Source organism: Kitasatospora sp. NPDC053057 (genome assembly GCF_044546945.1).
Classification (GTDB): domain Bacteria; phylum Actinomycetota; class Actinomycetes; order Streptomycetales; family Streptomycetaceae; genus Kitasatospora.
Genome location: NZ_JBITZP010000018.1, coordinates 1 through 16,525, shown reverse-complemented (window position 1 = coordinate 16,525; position 16,525 = coordinate 1). Strand labels below are relative to the sequence as shown.

General features: G+C 72.4%; 16 protein-coding genes. 12 read left to right on the top strand and 4 right to left on the bottom strand.

Features of this window, described 5'->3' with window-relative positions; genetic code table 11:
* Positions 1-9: 9 nt before the first annotated feature.
* Complete coding sequence (locus tag ACIG5E_RS19950) at positions 10-1,071, bottom strand: ATP-dependent DNA ligase (RefSeq protein ID WP_396535002.1); 1,062 nt, start codon at positions 1,069-1,071, stop codon at positions 10-12.
* Between the two features lie 66 nt (positions 1,072-1,137).
* On the opposite strand from ACIG5E_RS19950, the gene ligD reads away from it, so the two are divergent.
* From ligD to ACIG5E_RS19935, 3 genes are read left to right on the top strand one after another with little or no spacing between them, the layout of a single operon-like run.
* Entirely contained in the window at positions 1,138-2,151 is a 1,014-nt protein-coding gene (gene ligD, locus ACIG5E_RS19945) for a non-homologous end-joining DNA ligase (protein WP_396535000.1), read from the top strand.
* A gap of 9 nt (positions 2,152-2,160) precedes the next feature.
* Complete coding sequence (locus ACIG5E_RS19940) at positions 2,161-2,763, top strand: class I SAM-dependent methyltransferase (protein ID WP_396534998.1); 603 nt, start codon at positions 2,161-2,163, stop codon at positions 2,761-2,763.
* A 36-nt stretch (positions 2,764-2,799) separates the two neighbouring features.
* Entirely contained in the window at positions 2,800-3,450 is a 651-nt protein-coding gene (locus tag ACIG5E_RS19935; RefSeq protein ID WP_396534996.1) for a GNAT family N-acetyltransferase, read from the top strand.
* A 12-nt stretch (positions 3,451-3,462) separates the two neighbouring features.
* Here ACIG5E_RS19935 and ACIG5E_RS19930 read toward each other — a convergent pair whose 3' ends face one another.
* Positions 3,463-3,930 (bottom strand): hypothetical protein, encoded by a 468-nt coding sequence (locus tag ACIG5E_RS19930; RefSeq protein WP_396534994.1) that lies wholly within the window; start codon positions 3,928-3,930, stop codon positions 3,463-3,465.
* 88 nt (positions 3,931-4,018) lie between these two features.
* Between ACIG5E_RS19930 and ACIG5E_RS19925 the strand changes: the two genes are divergently transcribed.
* Positions 4,019-4,543, top strand: coding sequence for a CGNR zinc finger domain-containing protein (locus ACIG5E_RS19925; RefSeq protein ID WP_396534992.1), 525 nt, complete (start codon positions 4,019-4,021; stop codon positions 4,541-4,543).
* A 75-nt stretch (positions 4,544-4,618) separates the two neighbouring features.
* On the opposite strand, the gene ACIG5E_RS19920 is transcribed toward ACIG5E_RS19925, so the two are convergent.
* Positions 4,619-5,818, bottom strand: a complete 1,200-nt coding sequence (locus tag ACIG5E_RS19920) for an 8-amino-7-oxononanoate synthase (protein WP_396534990.1) — start codon at positions 5,816-5,818, stop codon at positions 4,619-4,621.
* Between the two features lie 171 nt (positions 5,819-5,989).
* On the opposite strand from ACIG5E_RS19920, the gene ACIG5E_RS19915 reads away from it, so the two are divergent.
* Positions 5,990-8,482, top strand: a complete 2,493-nt coding sequence (locus ACIG5E_RS19915) for a DEAD/DEAH box helicase (protein WP_396535281.1) — start codon at positions 5,990-5,992, stop codon at positions 8,480-8,482.
* A gap of 71 nt (positions 8,483-8,553) precedes the next feature.
* On the opposite strand, the gene ACIG5E_RS19910 is transcribed toward ACIG5E_RS19915, so the two are convergent.
* Complete coding sequence (locus tag ACIG5E_RS19910) at positions 8,554-9,399, bottom strand: hypothetical protein (RefSeq protein WP_396534988.1); 846 nt, start codon at positions 9,397-9,399, stop codon at positions 8,554-8,556.
* A 237-nt stretch (positions 9,400-9,636) separates the two neighbouring features.
* On the opposite strand from ACIG5E_RS19910, the gene bioB reads away from it, so the two are divergent.
* The 7 genes from bioB to ACIG5E_RS19875 all read left to right on the top strand — a co-directional run bounded on the left by bioB (position 9,637) and on the right by ACIG5E_RS19875 (position 16,232).
* On the top strand, positions 9,637-10,863 hold the full coding sequence (gene bioB / locus ACIG5E_RS19905) for a biotin synthase BioB (protein WP_396534986.1): 1,227 nt from the start codon (positions 9,637-9,639) through the stop codon (positions 10,861-10,863).
* A 35-nt stretch (positions 10,864-10,898) separates the two neighbouring features.
* Complete coding sequence (locus tag ACIG5E_RS19900) at positions 10,899-12,203, top strand: adenosylmethionine--8-amino-7-oxononanoate transaminase (protein WP_396534984.1); 1,305 nt, start codon at positions 10,899-10,901, stop codon at positions 12,201-12,203.
* Positions 12,200-12,958: a dethiobiotin synthase gene (bioD, locus tag ACIG5E_RS19895; protein WP_396534982.1), complete on the top strand. Its 759-nt coding sequence runs from the start codon at positions 12,200-12,202 to the stop codon at positions 12,956-12,958. The genes ACIG5E_RS19900 and bioD overlap by 4 nt, the downstream gene beginning before the upstream one ends.
* Positions 12,959-13,011: 53 nt before the next feature.
* Entirely contained in the window at positions 13,012-13,458 is a 447-nt protein-coding gene (locus ACIG5E_RS19890) for a hypothetical protein (RefSeq protein ID WP_396534980.1), read from the top strand.
* A 319-nt stretch (positions 13,459-13,777) separates the two neighbouring features.
* Complete coding sequence (locus ACIG5E_RS19885; RefSeq protein ID WP_396534978.1) at positions 13,778-14,308, top strand: cupredoxin family copper-binding protein; 531 nt, start codon at positions 13,778-13,780, stop codon at positions 14,306-14,308.
* Positions 14,305-15,258: a metallophosphoesterase family protein gene (locus ACIG5E_RS19880; RefSeq protein WP_396534976.1), complete on the top strand. Its 954-nt coding sequence runs from the start codon at positions 14,305-14,307 to the stop codon at positions 15,256-15,258. The genes ACIG5E_RS19885 and ACIG5E_RS19880 overlap by 4 nt, the downstream gene beginning before the upstream one ends.
* A complete protein-coding gene (locus ACIG5E_RS19875; RefSeq protein ID WP_396534974.1) occupies positions 15,255-16,232 on the top strand; it encodes a DUF6529 family protein in 978 nt (325 codons plus the stop codon). The genes ACIG5E_RS19880 and ACIG5E_RS19875 overlap by 4 nt, the downstream gene beginning before the upstream one ends.
* Positions 16,233-16,525 lie beyond the last annotated feature (293 nt).

Sequence of the window (16,525 nt, the reverse complement as noted above, 5' to 3'; positions counted from 1 at the left end):
GGCGTCTCGTCAGATCCCCAGCACCTCGCGGAGATCGTACGAGACCGGCTCCTCCAACTGCTCGTAGGTGCAGCTCTCCGGCGTGCGGTCCGGCCGCCAGCGGCGGAACTGCGCGGTGTGCCGGAAGCGGCTGCCCTCCATGTGGTCGTAGGCCACCTCGATCACCCGCTCGGGGCGCAGCGCGATCCAGGACAGGTCCTTGCCGCCGGTCCAGCGGCTGACCGCCCCCGGCAGCCGGCCCTCGGCGTGCGCGGACTCCTCCGCCCAGGCGCCCCACGGGTGTTGGGAGAGGTCGTCCATCCGGAGCGGGGCCAGTTCCTCGACCAGTTCACGGCGGCGGGCCATCGGGAATGCCGCGCAGACTCCGACGTGCTGGAGCCTCCCCTGCTCGTCGTGGATGCCCAGCAGCAGCGAGCCGACCACCGGCCCGCTCTTGTGCTCGCGGTAGCCGGCCACCACGCAGTCGGCGGTGCGCTCGTGCTTGATCTTGTACATGGTCCGCTCCCCCGGCCGGTACGGCTGGTCCAGCGGCTTGGCCACCACCCCGTCCAGCCCGGCACCCTCGTACTCGGCGAACCAGGTCTGCGCGAGGCCGAGGTCGGTGGCGGCGGGGGCGGTGAACACCGGGTCCTTCGTCCTGCGCAGCGCCGCCTCCAGCGCCGGGCGGCGCACCGAGAGCGGCTCGTCGACGAGCGAGTCGTCACCGAGGGCGAGCAGGTCGAAGGCGACGAAGGAGGCGGGCGTCTGCTCGGCGAGCAGCCTGACCCGGCTCGCCGCCGGGTGGATCCGCTCCAGCAGCTCCTCGAAGCGCAGCCGCCCGTCCCGGGCGATCACCACCTCGCCGTCCAGCACGCAGCGCGGCGGCAGCTCCCGCCGGAAGGCCTCCACGAGCTCGGGGAAGTACCTGGTCAGCGGCTTGCCGGTGCGGCTGCCGAGCTCCACCTCATCGCCGTCGCGGAACACGATCGTGCGGAAGCCGTCCCACTTGGCCTCGTACTGCATCCCCGGCGGGATCTTGGCCACCGACTTGGCGAGCATCGGCGCCACCGGCGGCATCACTGGCAGGTCCATGGGTCCCAGCCTCGCGCCAACGGGCTCGGGGCGCGCGCCGGGCGCCACGCCCTTACCGTGAGGGGCATGGGCTCAGCCGTCGAACTGGAAGTCGCCGGGCGTACCGTCCGGCTGTCGAACCCGGACAAGGTGTACTACCCCGAGCGCGGCTTCACCAAGCTGGACGTCGCTCAGTACTACCTGGCCGTCGCCGACGGGGTGCTGCGCGGACTGCGGGACCGGCCCACCACCCTCCAGCGCTTCCCGGACGGGGTCGACGGCGAGTTCTTCTACCAGAAGCGCGCTCCCAAGGGCCTGCCGGACTGGCTGCCCACCGCCCGGATCAACTTCCCCAGCGGCCGCTCCGCCGACGAGATCTGCCCCACCGAACCGGCCGCCGTGCTGTGGGCCGCCAACCTGGGCTGCCTCACCTTCCACCCCTGGCCGGTCCGGCGCACCGACACCGACCACGTCGACGAGCTGCGCATCGACCTCGACCCCCAGCCCGGCACCGACTTCCACGACGCCGTCCGCGCCGCCCACGAACTGCGCGCCCTGCTGGAGGAGCACGGACTGCGCGGCTGGCCCAAGTCCTCCGGCGGGCGCGGCCTGCATGTCTACGTCCCGCTGGTGCCCGAGTGGACCTTCACCGACGGCCGGCACGCCGTGATCGCCCTCGGCCGGGTGCTGGAGCAGCGGATGCCCGGGAAGGTCACCACCGCCTGGTGGAAGGAGGAGCGCGGCGAGCGGATCTTCGTCGACTACAACCAGATGGCCCGCGACCGCACCATCGCCTCCGCCTACTCCCTGCGCGCCCGCCCCCGCGCCACCGCCTCCACCCCGCTGCGCTGGGAGGAGCTGGACGACGCCGCCCCGGAGGACTTCGACCTGCGGACGGTACCGGCCCGCTTCGCCGAACTCGGCGACCTCACCGCGGAGATGGACGGCCACGCGTTCCGGCTGGACGGCCTGCTGGAGCTGTACGAGAAGCAGCTGCACGACGAGGGCCTCGGCGAACTCCCTTACCCGCCCGACCATCCGAAGGCCGCGGGCGAACCGACCCGGGTCCAGCCGAGCCGGGCCCGCAGGAAGTCGGTCTAGTCTGACCGGATGCCCTTCGACCACAACGACCACTACCACCGGTTGCTGCTGCGCTCGTTGCCGCCCGGAGCGCGCCGCGCACTGGACGTCGGCTGCGGCACCGGCACCTTCGCCCGGGCGCTCGCCCGGCGGGGGCTTGAGGTGGACGCCGTCGACCGCGACGAGCCTGTGCTCACCGCCGCCCGGTCGGGCACCGACTCGTCGCGGATCCAGTTCCGGCAGGCGGACCTCACCGCGCTCGAACTGCCGCCCGGCCAGTACGACTTCATCTCCTGCCTGGCCAGCCTCCACCACCTCCCGCTCGACACCCTCGCCCGGCTGCGCGACGCCCTGGCGCCCGGCGGGGTGCTGGTCGTGCTGGGCTGCTACCGGGAGACCACCGCCGGGGACCGGCTGATCAGCCTGGCGGCGGTGCCGGTGAACGCGCTCTGCCGGCTCGTCGTCCACCTGCGCGAGCGCGGCGCGCCGCCGTCCCGCGTACGGGCCCCGGTCACGATGCCGCAGACCTCCCTGCCCGAGATCCGGGCGTACGCGGAGCAGCACCTGCCGGGGTTCCGGGTGCGCCGGCTGCTGTTCTGGCGATACCTGCTGGCGTATCGCCGCGACCGGTGATCAACTGAGCGGGACGGTTTTCGGGAGGGGACGGGCATGGGCGTGCGGGGGCTGGCGGAGATCCTGGCGGACGCGGCGGGCGGAGTGGTCCCGCCGCCGGACGGGGCGGTCACGGTGGTGCCGCAGCCGTCGCCGCGTGAGGCCGGGGTAGCGGCCTTCGCGGCGCACGCCGTGGTGTTCACCGACGAGGACCCGGACTGGGTGCGCGAGACGCTCGCCGCCGCCGGCGGCGACCCGCTGTCCGCGCCGCTCTGCCCGCCCTTCCTCACCGCCTTCGCCGAGCGCACCGGGCGGACCGTCAACAACATCGACCTGCTCACCGTCGCCGACCGCCTCCCCGGCGCCCCGCCGCTGCCGCTCACCCCGGTCGAGGACCGCGAACACCCCCGGGTGGTACGGGCGTTGCGCTACCGCGAGGACGTCCGGGTGTACGAGGCCGACGGCGGAGTGCTGATCCTCGGCCGCGGCGTGGCCGGGCGCTGGGAGGCCGCCGTCGAGGTCGACCCGCAGGCCCGGGGGCGCGGCCTCGGCCGCGCGCTGGCCATCGCCGCCCGCCACCTGCTGCCGGAGGGCGCCGTCGTCTGGGCCCAGCAGGCCCCCGGCAACGCCCCCAGCGTCCGCGCCTTCCAGGCCGCCGGCTACCGACCGGTCGGCGCGGAGGCGCTGCTGGTGGTCGGGCAGCCGTAGGGCCTTTCGACGTCAGCGCACCAGGACCCGGTCGGCTTCGCAGTCGTACCCGAGGAACGGACCACTGCCGCCCTCGGCGTACGTCGGCACCGACCTGCCCAGCCGCCGTCCGACCGCGGCCAGGAAGCCGCACAGCGCGTCCAGCCCTTCCTGGCCCCGGAGTTGGGCGAGGTCGACGTCGAAGTCGATCCGCTCGGCGCTGCGGAACCGGAAGACCACCCCGACCCCCGGGCCGGGCCGCACGCTCAGCACCGGGCGCGCGGCACCGGACGGCCAGGACAGGACCTCCGCGGCCGGCGGCAACGGCATCTCGAAGCAGCCCACGACGAACGTCCGCTCCCAGCCCCGCTCCACCACCAGGTCCAGCACGGCCTGCCAGTCCGCCGGCGTGGTGTCCGCGACGTACCCGTCCGGCAACCAGCCATCGCGGGCCGGATCGAGCAGCCACGCGACGTGGTCGTCCCAGAGCAGATCAGGCATGCCGCCATCCTGCCTTCCGGGGCCTCTTCCGCCGAACGGCTTTCGGCCGAGGAGGCCCCGGCGCCCCGGGAACTCAGTCACCTACCCGTTGCGGGCGTCGCGCTTCGACCGGCGCCTCGGCCTCCTCGCCCTGCTCGCCCACCCGCTGCCCGCCGGAGGCCAACGTGCACAGCACCGCCAGGAGCGCGAATCCCGCTGCGACGAGCGGGAGTCGGGCGAGCAGGCGGTACGGCTCCGGGAAGCCGTCGACGCCGGCCTGCGGGCGGTCGTCGGCGGCACCCCCTTCCCGGAGGAGGCGGCGGAGGTCATCAACTCCTGGCTGGCCAGGGCCGCCGAGCACCCGCCCCGACTCACCGTCCAGGACGGCCTCCCGACCCTGCGGCACACCCCCCGGCCCGCCGACGCGACCACGGCCCTGACCAGGATCGCCGTGGACGCCGCCGAACTCCTCGGCGGCGAGGACCGCCGCCGGCTCAAGATCTGCACCGGCAACGGCTGCAGCGCCCGGTACTACGACAAGTCGCCCGGCTGCCGCCGCCGCTGGTGCTCCATGTCGGGCTGCGGCAACCGCGCCAAGGCCGCCCAGCACCGCCAGCGCGCCGGCACTTCGTAGGAACGGCCGGAACAGCAACGAATCCGGGCCGTCGTCTGGCGGACGGCGGCCCGGATCGCGTCGAAACCTGAAGGCCTAGCCGCGCGCGCCCGCCGGGGCCAACTCGGCGATGGTCCGGACGGCGTCCGCGATCTGCGCGTCGGTGAGATCCCCGCGCGCGGTCAGCCGCAGCCGGGAGACGCCGTCCGGGACGGACGGGGGCCGGAAGCAGCCGACCGCGAGGCCCGCCCGGCGGCAGTCGGCGGCCCAGGCGACGGCGGCCTCCGGGCCGGGGGCGCGGACCGAGACCACGGCCGCGTCCGGCTCGCAGGCCCGCAGACCGGCGGCGGTGAGGCGGGCGGCGAGGGTGCGGGCGACCTCGCGGGCCCGCTCGGCGCGCTCCGGTTCGGCCCGCAGCAGGCGCAGGGCGGCGAGGGCGGCACCGGCGGCGGCCGGGGCGAGGCCGGTGTCGAAGATGAAGGTGCGGGCGGTCTCGGTCAGGTGCCGGATCACCCGGCGCGGGCCGAGCACGGCGCCGCCCTGCGAGCCGAGCGACTTGGACAGCGTCACCGTGGCGACGGTGTCCGGCTGCCCGGCCAGCCCGGCCGCCGCCAGTGCGCCGCGCCCGCCGGGGCCGAGCACGCCCAGCCCGTGCGCGTCGTCCACCAGCAGCGCGGCGCCGTGCGCCCGGACGGCTTCGGACAGCCCGCGCAGCGGCGCCGCGTCCCCGTCCACCGAGAACACCGAGTCGGTGACCACCAGCGCCCGCCGCTGCGCCCGCCCGGCCAGCACCTCGGCGACCGCCGCCGGGTCGCTGTGCGGGGCCCGGTGCACGTCGGCCCGGGCGAGGCGGCAGCCGTCGATCAGCGAGGCGTGGTTGTAGGCGTCGGAGACGATCAGGGTGTCCGGGTCGGTCAGCGCGGTGAGCGCAGCGAGGTTCGCCGTGTACCCGGAGGAGAACACCAGCGCGGCCTCCACACCGCAGAACTCGGCCAGCTCCTCCTCCAGTTCGGTGTGCAGCGCCGTCGTCCCGGTCACCAACCGCGACCCCGTCGCCCCGCCGCCCCACCGCAGCGCCGCCTCCCCCGCCGCCCGGGTCACCACCGGGTGCCTGGTCAGCCCCAGGTAGTCGTTCCCGGCCAGGTCCAGCACCGGATCCTCCGCCGCCCGGCTGCGCAACGTACGGGTCAGCCCGGCGTCGGCACGCAGCTCGGCGGCCTCGTCGAGCCAGTCGAAGACGTGCGCGGGGGCGAGCTCGGCCGCGGTGTGCGATGCGGAGGTGAGGGGGAGGGTCATGTCCGGCACTCTGGCACGCCCCGCGAACGGGGTTCAATGTGCCACTCAGCACATGATCGGCGCGGCCCACTGGCCGGTCGTGACAACCCGGGCCCCGCCTCCCGCCGCTCGGAGGCTTTGCCCGGGGTGGCGGCGAGCAGGCAAGATAGCCGGGTGACCCTCCTTGATCTGATGCCGAAGCCCGCCACCCCCGATGCGCTGTACGAGACCTTCGCAGCCTGGGCGGAGGAGCGCGGGATCACGCTGTACCCGGCGCAGGAGGAGGCGCTGATCGAGCTGGTCTCCGGGAACAACGTGATCCTGGCGACGCCGACCGGCTCGGGGAAGTCCCTGGTGGCAGCCGGTGCGCACTTCGCGGCGCTGGCCGAGGGGCAGCGGACGTTCTACACCGCGCCGATCAAGGCGCTGGTGTCGGAGAAGTTCTTCGACCTGGTGAAGATGTTCGGCACCGAGCAGGTCGGCATGATGACGGGTGACGCGAGCGTCAACCCGACCGCGCCGATCATCTGCTGCACGGCCGAGGTGCTGGCCCAGATCGCGCTGCGGGACGGTACCCGGGCGGACATCGGCCAGGTGGTGATGGACGAGTTCCACTTCTACGCCGAGCCGGACCGCGGCTGGGCCTGGCAGATCCCGCTGCTGGAGCTGCCGCAGGCGCAGTTCCTGCTGATGTCGGCGACCCTCGGCGACGTCCGCCGCTTCGAGGAGGACCTGACCCGCCGCACCGGCCGCCCGACCACGGTGGTGCGCAACGCGACCCGCCCGGTCCCGCTGTTCTACGAGTACCGCCGCACCACCATGCACGACACCCTGGAGGAGCTGCTGCAGACCGGCCAGGCGCCGGTCTACGTCGTGCACTTCACGCAGAAGGAGGCGGTGGAGCGGGCGCAGTCGCTGATGAGCATCAACATGTGCTCGAAGGCGGAGAAGGACGCCATCGCCGACCTGATCGGCAACTTCCGCTTCACCACCAAGTTCGGCCGCAACCTGTCGCGTTACGTCCGCCACGGCATCGGCGTGCACCACGCGGGCATGCTGCCGAAGTACCGCCGGCTGGTCGAACGCCTCGCCCAGGCAGGCCTGTTGAAGGTGATCTGCGGCACCGACACGCTCGGCGTCGGCGTCAACGTGCCGATCCGCACGGTGCTGTTCACCGCCCTGTCGAAGTACGACGGACAGCGCGTGCGGATCCTGCGCGCCCGCGAGTTCCACCAGATCGCCGGGCGGGCCGGCCGGGCCGGCTTCGACACCGTCGGCCAGGTGGTCGCCCAGGCGCCGGAGCACGTGATCGAGAACGACAAGGCGATCGCCAAGGCCGGGGACGACCCCAAGAAGAAGCGCAAGGTGGTGCGGAAGAAGGCCCCGGAGGGCTTCGTCGGCTGGACCGAGGAGACCTTCGACAAGCTGATCGCCGCCGACCCGGAGCCGCTGGTCTCCCGGTTCAAGGTGAGCCACGCGATGCTGCTGTCGGTGATCGGCCGCCCGGGCAACGCCTTCGAGGCGATGCGCAAGCTGCTCACCGACAACCACGAGGACAAGTCCGCCCAGCGCCGGCACATCCGCACCGCGATCGCCATCTACCGCTCGCTGCTGCAGGGCGGCGTGGTGGAGCGGCTGCCGGAGCCGGACGCCGAGGGCCGGATCGTCCGCCTCACCCTGGACCTCCAGGAGAACTTCGCGCTCAACCAGCCGCTGTCCACCTTCGCGCTGGCCTCCTTCGAGCTGCTCGACCCGACCTCGCCGTCCTACGCGATGGACGTCATCTCCGTCGTCGAGGCGACCCTCGACGACCCGCGCCAGATCCTCGCCGCCCAGCAGAACAAGGCGCGCGGCGAGGCCGTCGGCGAGATGAAGCGGGACGGCATCGAGTACGAGGAGCGGATGGAGCGGCTCCAGGAGATCACCTACCCGAAGCCGCTGGAGGAGCTGCTCACCCACGCGTACGAGGTGTACCGCCGGGCCCACCCGTGGATCGGCGACCACCAGCTCCAGCCCAAGTCCGTGGTCCGCGACCTGTACGAGCGGGCCATGACCTTCTCGGACTACGTCGGCTTCTACGAGCTGGCGCGCACCGAGGGCATCGTGCTGCGCTACCTGGCCGGGGCGTACAAGGCGCTGGAGCAGACCGTCCCCGAGGACGTGAAGACCGACGACCTGAAGGACGTCATCGCCTGGCTCGGCGAGCTGGTCCGCCAGGTCGACTCCAGCCTGCTGGACGAGTGGGAGCAGCTGGCCAACCCGACCGAGGCGGCCACCGCCGAGGTCACCCTGGACGACAAGCCGGCGCCGGTCACCGCCAACGCCCGCGCCTTCCGGGTGCTGGTGCGCAACGAGATGTTCCGCCGGGTCGAGCTGTGCGCGCTGGAGCACTGGGACGAACTCGGCGGGCTGGACGGCGAGTACGGCTGGGACGCGGACCGCTGGGCGGACGCCATGGACGGCTACTGGGACGAGTACGACGACCTGGGCACCGGTCCGAACGCGCGCGGCCCCAAGATGCTGATCATCGAGGAGGAGGACTCCGCCTGGAAGGTCCGGCAGATCTTCGACGACCCGGAGGGCGACCACGACTGGGGCATCAGCGCCGAGGTCGACCTGTACGGCTCCGACGAGGAGGGCCGGGCGGTGCTGCGGGTCACCGCGGTGGACCGGCTCGACGGCTGACCCTCCGTCAGGATCGACGGTTGAGTGAACGTCAAAAGGGGCCCGGCGCGCGCCGGGCCCCTTGGCGTTTGTCACATCCACACAAACGGCTGACCCGCCGCATAGGACAGCGCCCGGGTGGCCTCGTCCAGGTTCGGCTCACCGCCTGAACCGGATGCGGTCGGCGCCGGGGTGGACGGCGCCGGGTTCAAGGAGGCGGTGTCGGCCGGGCGGGCGTCGCCGGGGCGGGAGCTGGTGACGGTCACGTAGTGGCCGACCGCCTCGACCCGGGCCTCGCTGCCCGGCTTGGCGCTGCCGGCGGACGGGGCGGGCGCGATGTTGGTGTCGGCGAGCATGAAGGCGACCACGCCGGGCTTGCCGCGCAGAGTGTCGGCGGCCCTGGCGGCGGCGGCCTGGTCGGCGAAGCGCAGCAGGGTGACGCTGCTGCGCACCGGGTGGTCGACGCCGGTGAAGCTGACGATCAGGTAGGCCTGGCAGCCGCTGTCCTTGAGCAGCTCCTGGGTACGGTCCTGGAGCACCTCGTCGCACTTCTCGCCCTGCCGGATGCCGCCGCGCCGGGCCTTGTAGCCGGCGACCTCGACCGGGCGCTGGGCGGGGAACAGGTTGCCGGCGTTGAGAGCCTCGGGGTCGGTGGTCGGCGGCGGGTTGCCCACCACCGGGGGCGTGCGGGCGGAGTCCTTGGTGGAGGGGCCGAGGCCAGGTATGTAGTCGCCGGGCATCGGGCGGGTGATGATCCATCCGCCGACCGCGACCACGCCCACCATGACGATCCAGCCGACCGCCCGGCGGCCGCTCAGCCGCCGGCCGCGCCTGCGCTCGATGCCGACGGCCCGTTCGGCGCCCCCGCCGGTCCGCCGCCCTGCCCGGCCGTCCTGGCCCTCTCCCGGAGTCGGGGTGCGCTCCCCCTGCGTGGTCATGGCGCAGATTCTAAGCACCCCGCGGGTGGCCTGGGTCACGGGGTGGGGGGTTGTCGATCTTCTCCCCGCACGCCCCCGCGCTACCCGCCGGTAACCGCGTTCCCGGGCCCCCGTCAAGCGCGTGACCAGCGCCGACGCCGTGAGCTTCGACACTGTGGCAATCGGCACATCCTTCTGGGGATCTTCTGGTGGGTTTGCTCTGGCGCCGTTCCGACGCCAGCAGGCAGGATCGGCCCCATGGATCTGCTCGATACCCTCACCGACAAGGGCCTGCGCGGCGAAATCCCGACCCGCGAGGAAGCCCTCGCCGTCCTCGCCACCACCGACGACGAGCTGCTCGACGTGGTCGCCGCGGCCGGCAAGGTGCGCCGCCGCTGGTTCGGCCGCCGGGTCAAGCTCAACTACCTGGTGAACCTGAAGAGCGGGCTCTGCCCCGAGGACTGCTCCTACTGCTCGCAGCGGCTGGGCTCCAAGGCCGAGATCCTCAAGTACACCTGGCTCAAGCCGGAGCAGGCCGCCGACGCCGCCCGCGCCGGGGTGGCCGGCGGCGCCAAGCGGGTCTGCCTGGTCGCCAGCGGCCGCGGCCCGACGGACCGTGACATCGACCGGGTCACCGACACCATGGCCGCCATCAAGGACGCCGACCCCGAGGTCGAGATCTGCGTCTGCCTCGGCCTGCTCTCCGACAACCAGGCCGAGCGGCTCAAGGCGGCCGGCGCCGACGCCTACAACCACAACCTCAACACCTCCGAGGGCACCTACGGCGACATCGCCACCACCCACACCTACGCGGACCGGGTGGACACCGTGCAGAAGGCCCACGGCGCCGGGCTGTCCGCCTGCTCCGGCCTGATCGCCGGCATGGGCGAGAGCGACGAGGACCTGGTCGACGTGGTGTTCGCACTGCGCGAGCTCGGCTCGGACTCCGTCCCGGTCAACTTCCTGATCCCCTTCGAGGGCACCCCGCTCGCCAAGGAGTGGAACCTCACCCCGCAGCGCTGCCTGCGCATCCTGGCGATGGTCCGCTTCGTCAACCCCGACACCGAGGTGCGGATCGCCGGCGGCCGCGAGGTGCACCTGCGCTCGATGCAGCCGCTCGGCCTGCACATCGCCAACTCGATCTTCCTCGGCGACTACCTCACCAGCGAGGGCCAGGCCGGTCAGGCCGACCTCGACATGATCAAGGACGCCGGCTTCGAGGTCGAGGGCGCCGGCGAGGCCACCCTGCCGCGCCACCGCGCCGACCTCGCCGAGGCGGCTGCCGCCGCGGGCTCCTGCGGCACCGCCGCCTCCGCCTGTGGCAGCGGCGGCGGCTGCGGCCCGTGCGGCGGCGGGCACAGCCACGGCGCACCCGAGGCCACCCCGGTCGCGGAGAGCGTCGAGGAGAGCAACGACGGGCTGCGCGAGGACCTGGTCAAGGTCCGCCGCCGCGGCGCCGGCACCGAACTCGCGCCCAACGCCTGACCCTTCGGCGCCTGACCCTTCGGAGAGACCTCACCATGTCCCAGCTGTCCGCGGACACGCTGCTCGCCCTCGACCGGGCGCACGTCTGGCACCCGTACGGCCCGATGCCCGGCACCGTCACCCCGTACGTGGTCGAATCCGCCTCGGGAGTCAGACTGCGCCTCGCCGAGCCCGTCGCGGACGGGCGGAGCGAGCTGGTCGACGGGATGTCGTCCTGGTGGGCGGCCATCCACGGCTACCGGCACCCGGTCCTGGACGAGGCCGTGCGCGAGCAGCTGGGGCGGATGAGTCACGTGATGTTCGGCGGGCTCACCCACGAGCCCGCCGTCCGGCTGGCCTCGAAGCTGGTGGAGATCACCCCGGAGCCGCTGCAGCACGTCTTCCTGGCCGACTCGGGCTCGGTGGCGGTCGAGGTCGCCATGAAGATGTGCCTGCAGTACTGGCAGTCGATCGGACGGCCGGAGAAGCGCCGGCTGCTCACCTGGCGCGGCGGGTACCACGGCGACACCTTCCATCCGATGTCCGTCTGCGACCCGGACAGCGGGATGCACCACCTGTGGGGCGGGGTGCTGCCCGGGCAGCTCTTCGCACCGCAGCCGCCGGCCGGTTTCGACGCGCCGCTCGATCCTGAATACGCGGCGCACTTCGAGGAGTTGATGGAGCGTCACTCCGGTGAGCTGGCGGCCGTCATCGTCGAGCCGGTGGTCCAGGGCGCGGGCGGGATGCAGTTCCACTCCCCCGCGTACCTGCGGATGCTGCGCGAACTCTGCGACCGGTACGGGGTGTTGCTGGTCTTCGACGAGATCGCCACCGGCTTCGGGCGTAGCGGCGCACTGTTCGCCGCCGACCACGCGGGCGTCTCCCCCGACGTGATGTGCCTGGGCAAGGCCCTCACCGGCGGCTACCTGACGCTCGCCGCCGCCCTGTGCACCAGCGAGATCGCCGACGGGATCAGCCGCGGCGAGATGCCGGTACTGGCCCACGGGCCGACCTTCATGGGCAACCCGCTGGCCTGCGCGGCCGCCAACGCCTCGCTGGACCTGCTGCTCGGGCAGGACTGGGCGGTACAGGTCAAGCGCATCGAGACCGGGCTGGTCGAGGGCCTCGCCGCGGCCTCGGACGTTCCGGGTGTTCGCGACGTACGGGTCCAAGGCGCCATCGGCGTGGTGCAGTTGGACCACCTGGTGGACGTCTCGGCGGCGACCGAGGCGGCGGCCCGCGAGGGCGTCTGGCTGCGGCCGTTCCGGGACCTCATCTACACCATGCCCCCTTACGTGACGGAGGACGAGGACGTGGCACGGATCGCTGCCGCCGTGACCGCCGCGGCGGTGGCCGGATGAGCGCGCGCATCCTGTTCGTGACGGGCACCAACACGGACGTCGGCAAGACCGTCGCCACGGCGGCCGTCGCCTCGGCGGCGCTGCGGGCCGGGCGGAAGGTCGCCGTGCTCAAGCCCGGGCAGACCGGCGTGGCTCCCGGCGAGCCGGGCGATGCGGCCGAAGTGCGGCGCCTGGCAGGCGAACTGACGTTCAGTGAGCTGGCGCGCTACCCCGAGCCGCTGGCCCCCGACACCGCCGCCCGGCGGTCCGGCCTGCCCTACCTCTCCCCCGCCGAGGTCGTCGCCGAGGTCGCCGAACTCGCCGCCACCCACGACCTCGTGCTGGTCGAGGGCGCGGGCGGCCTGCTGGTCCGCTACGACGACCAGGGCCGTACGCTCGCCGACCAGGCCCGCGCCGTCCTCGACGCCGGTCTTCCGGCCGAAGTGCTGCTGGTCGCCTCCGCCGGGCTCGGCACCCTGAACATCGTCGCGCTCACGGCGGAAGCCCTCGCGGCCCGCGGACTCCCGCTCGCCGGCGTCCTGGTCGGCTCCTGGCCGACCACCCCCGGCCTCGCCGAACGCTGCAACCTCGCCGACCTGCCGCGCTCGGCCGGCGCCCCGCTGCTCGGCGCCCTGCCGGAACGCGCGGGCGCGGCCGAGGACTTCGCGACCCTTGCGCTCTCGGCCCTCGCCCCTGAGCTGGGCGGCAACTGGGACGCGGAGCACTTCGCACACGTCCATCGACCGGAACAGGGTCCGCTTCCCTCGAAGGTGTGATCCCGGCGCCCAAACCGTGCGTCATGGGGTACCGGCTCAATACCGTTCCAGGCATGACAGACGGGCTGACCATGGACGAGGCCCTGCGGGCCTTGGCCGCCCTGGAGGCGGCGTGGAAGGACGACGACGAGGCCCTGTCCGCCCTTGCGGCGGGCGGGGCTGACGAGCGGTCGCTGCCGGCGCTGGTCGCCGAGTACGGCGAGCACGCGATGGACACCTTGATGGCGCTGGCCTTCGGCCTGCGGTCCAGCATGAGCGACGAGGAGATCGCCGAGCTGTCGGACGCCGTCAGCGCCAACATCGGCGCGCGGATGAGCGCCCTGCTCACCCAGACCCTCAAGGCCTGGGGCACGGTCGCCGCGCCCGACGACCTCTCCGTCACCAAGATCATCGCCCACACCGTCATCGACGCCATGCGCGCCGTCACGGAGGACCCGAGCAAGACCGAGGTCCTGCCCCTGCTGGCCACCTTCCGCAACTACGCCCTCAACGGCGTCTGAGGGACGGACACTTCGGCGCGGGCTTCGAGCATCCTCGAAGCCCGCGTTGCTGCCAGGGCCTGCGAGCGGCCCGAACGTCCCTCACCTGCTTGAGCGTCCCACTGCCCGCCGCCAGGGTGAAACAACGGGACTCCGCCGGGGCATTCGTTTCGCTCCATGGAATGCGCTGTCCGCTCACATAGAGTGACCCGCCGGGTCGCACCCCCTTCCGGCATCCCCCGGCGGGTGTAACGCGGTCGTCTGTCTGTCCGAGACGACCGATCCCGGACTGGTCCTGGATGTCACCCGCCCGTGCGGCCGGGGACGCGCAGAAGGAACGATGGTCATGAATGCGAGCTCCTCTCCGCCGGTCCGGCGGTCGCGTACGGTGTGTCTGGCCGCTGTCGCCGTTGCCGGAGCACTCGGACTGCTCAGCGCGTGCGGCGGATCCTCCCACCCCGGACCCACCGGCGCTCTGAGTCCCGGACCCGGCCAGACGTCCCTGGCGGGATTTCCCGGTGCCTCCGGAACGAGCGGTACGGCCGCTGTCAGCGCATCACCGAGCACGTCCTCGCCCTCACCTGCCAGCGGCCAGCCGTCCGCTCCAGCGGCCGCCAACGCGGTGACGATCAAGAACTTCGCGTACTCCCCGCCCACTCTGACGGTCAAGGCGGGCACGAAGGTGACCTGGACCAACACCGACCCCGACGCTCACACCGTCACCAGCAAGCAAGGATCGGGCGGGCCACTGCAGTCGGCGGCCCTGGCCACCAACGACACCTATAGCTACACGTTCACCCAACCCGGCACCTACCCCTATTACTGCACCATCCATCCGTTCATGACCGCCACCGTCGAGGTGACGCCATGAGCGAGGACACACACGACTCCGACGGCGGCGGCGAGCACGGCATGACCCGCCGGCAGCTCGTGCGGCACTCCGCCTGGTTCGGTGGTGCCGTCGTCCTGACGGTCGCCGCGGGAGAGGTGATCAGTCATATCCCCGGATCGGCGAACGCGGCCCCGGCAAGCAGCGCGGACCTGCGGTTCGTGCAGGTCTCCGACAGCCACATCGGCTTCCAGGGCCCGGCCAACATGGACGTCACCGGGACGTTCGCCACAGCGATCGACCACGTCAACTCCCTCGGTTTCCGACCCGACTTCGTCATGCACAGCGGCGACCTGACGCACCTCTCCACCCCCGCCCAGTTCGATCAGGTCAAGCAGATGCTGTCGCAACTGGACACCGACCGGGTCTTCACCGTGCCGGGCGAGCACGACTCGATCGGAGACAACGGACCACGCGCCTACCGGCAGGCTTTCGGCCAGAACACCCTGGGCGACGGCTGGTACAGCTTCGACACCCACGGTGTGCACTTCATCGCGCTGGTCAACACGCTGCACCTGGAGCAACTCGGCCACCTGGGCAACGACCAGATCGACTTCGTGCGCAAGGACATCGCCGGTCTGTCGTCGGACACCCCCATCGTGATCTTCAGTCACATCCCGTTGTTCGCGATGTATCCGACGTGGGGCTGGGGCACCGACGACGCGGTGCAGCTGCTGTCGATGTTTCGCCGCTTCTCCTCGGTCACGTGCCTCAACGGGCACGTCCACCAGCTGTTCAGCAAGACCGAGGGCAACATCACCTTCCACTCGGCCCGCCCCACCTGCTACCCGTTCCCCAAACCCGGCCAGGGCCCCGCCCCGCTTCCGCAGGTGCTGCCCGCCGGACGCCTCAAGGACGCACTCGGCATCCGCACCGTCAATTACTGGCAGGGCAACCACGCACTGGCCGTCAAGGACGAAAAGCTCGCATGAACACCCGGAGCCTGCCCGCCGTCGCCTTGCGTCTGGCGCTCGCCGCCACGCTCGCGGCGAGCGGATACATCCACGCCCAGCTCTACATCGACGGATACCGCCTCGTCCACGTCATCGGCCCGCTGTTCCTGCTGCAGGCCAGTACCGCCTTCGCGGCGGCCGCACTCCTTCTGCTGGCGGCACCCCTGCTCCTGCGAATCGCCGCTGCCGCGAACGCCATCTGCACGCTCGTCGGGTTCGCCGCATCCCGCACCACCGGATTGTTCGGGTTCTCCGAGGACGGCCTGCAACCCGCCCCGCAGGCCGTGCTCAGCCTCATCGCCGAGGCGCTCACCCTGCTGATCGTCGTGGCCTGGCAACCCTCGCTGGCGGCGGCGGTGAAATCGAGAGCGGCGGCGGCCGAGCACGTGGAGGGCTTCGCTCCCCCCGCCGGCCACCGACGCCTCCATGACACCCTGTGGCTCCTCCTGCCCGTGGCGGTGGTAGCCGGCCTCTTCTGGTACGGCCGGGTACACACCCCCGACTACGAGACCAGCCTCTTCGGGAATCGCGGCACTGACGCACAGCTGCTGAAAGCCCAACTGGGATCGGCACTCCTGGGACTGGCGCTGATCCAGCTACTCCTGGCCCTGTGGATCTACGGCCGCCTGCCCGCGCTGCGAGCCGCACCGCACCGGGTCCACACCACGCACCGCCTCATCGGCCTGACCGCCTTCCTCCTCTCCCTGCCCATCGCTCGGCACTGCATCACCGCCTACGGCGTCCAATTCACCGACACCCGTGTGGCGCTGCACTCGCTCACCGGCTGCTTCCTCTACGGCGCCTTCGTCGCCAAGGTCATCGTGGTCCGGCACCGCCGCTGGCCCGGCTGGGCACTCCCCCTGGCCGGCGGTGTCCTCGTCACCACGATCGCCCTGATCTGGTACGCCGCCCCCTTCTGGTTCCTGAACGACTTCCAGGCCCCCGGTCTGTGAGCAGCTGAGCCTGCACGCCGCCTGAGCGCACGCGCCCGCCCGGCTACTCCGGCGGAGCGCCGCACGGTCCGGTTCGGTACCGTTCCCGACTATCAGGGTCTACGGCCGTTCGGGCACGTGGGTCGGCGTGTCGCGGGCCGGCTCCGGGCGACCGGCGCCGGCCGCGTGAGGCGAAGGCCTTCCGGCGCGGGGGGGGGGACGTCTCGAAACCCCCGCCCCCCCGCCCGACCGGGACACCCAACACGCGAAATCCCGTTGACACCTGGCGCCGTTGTAGAACGGGGCCGCAAACG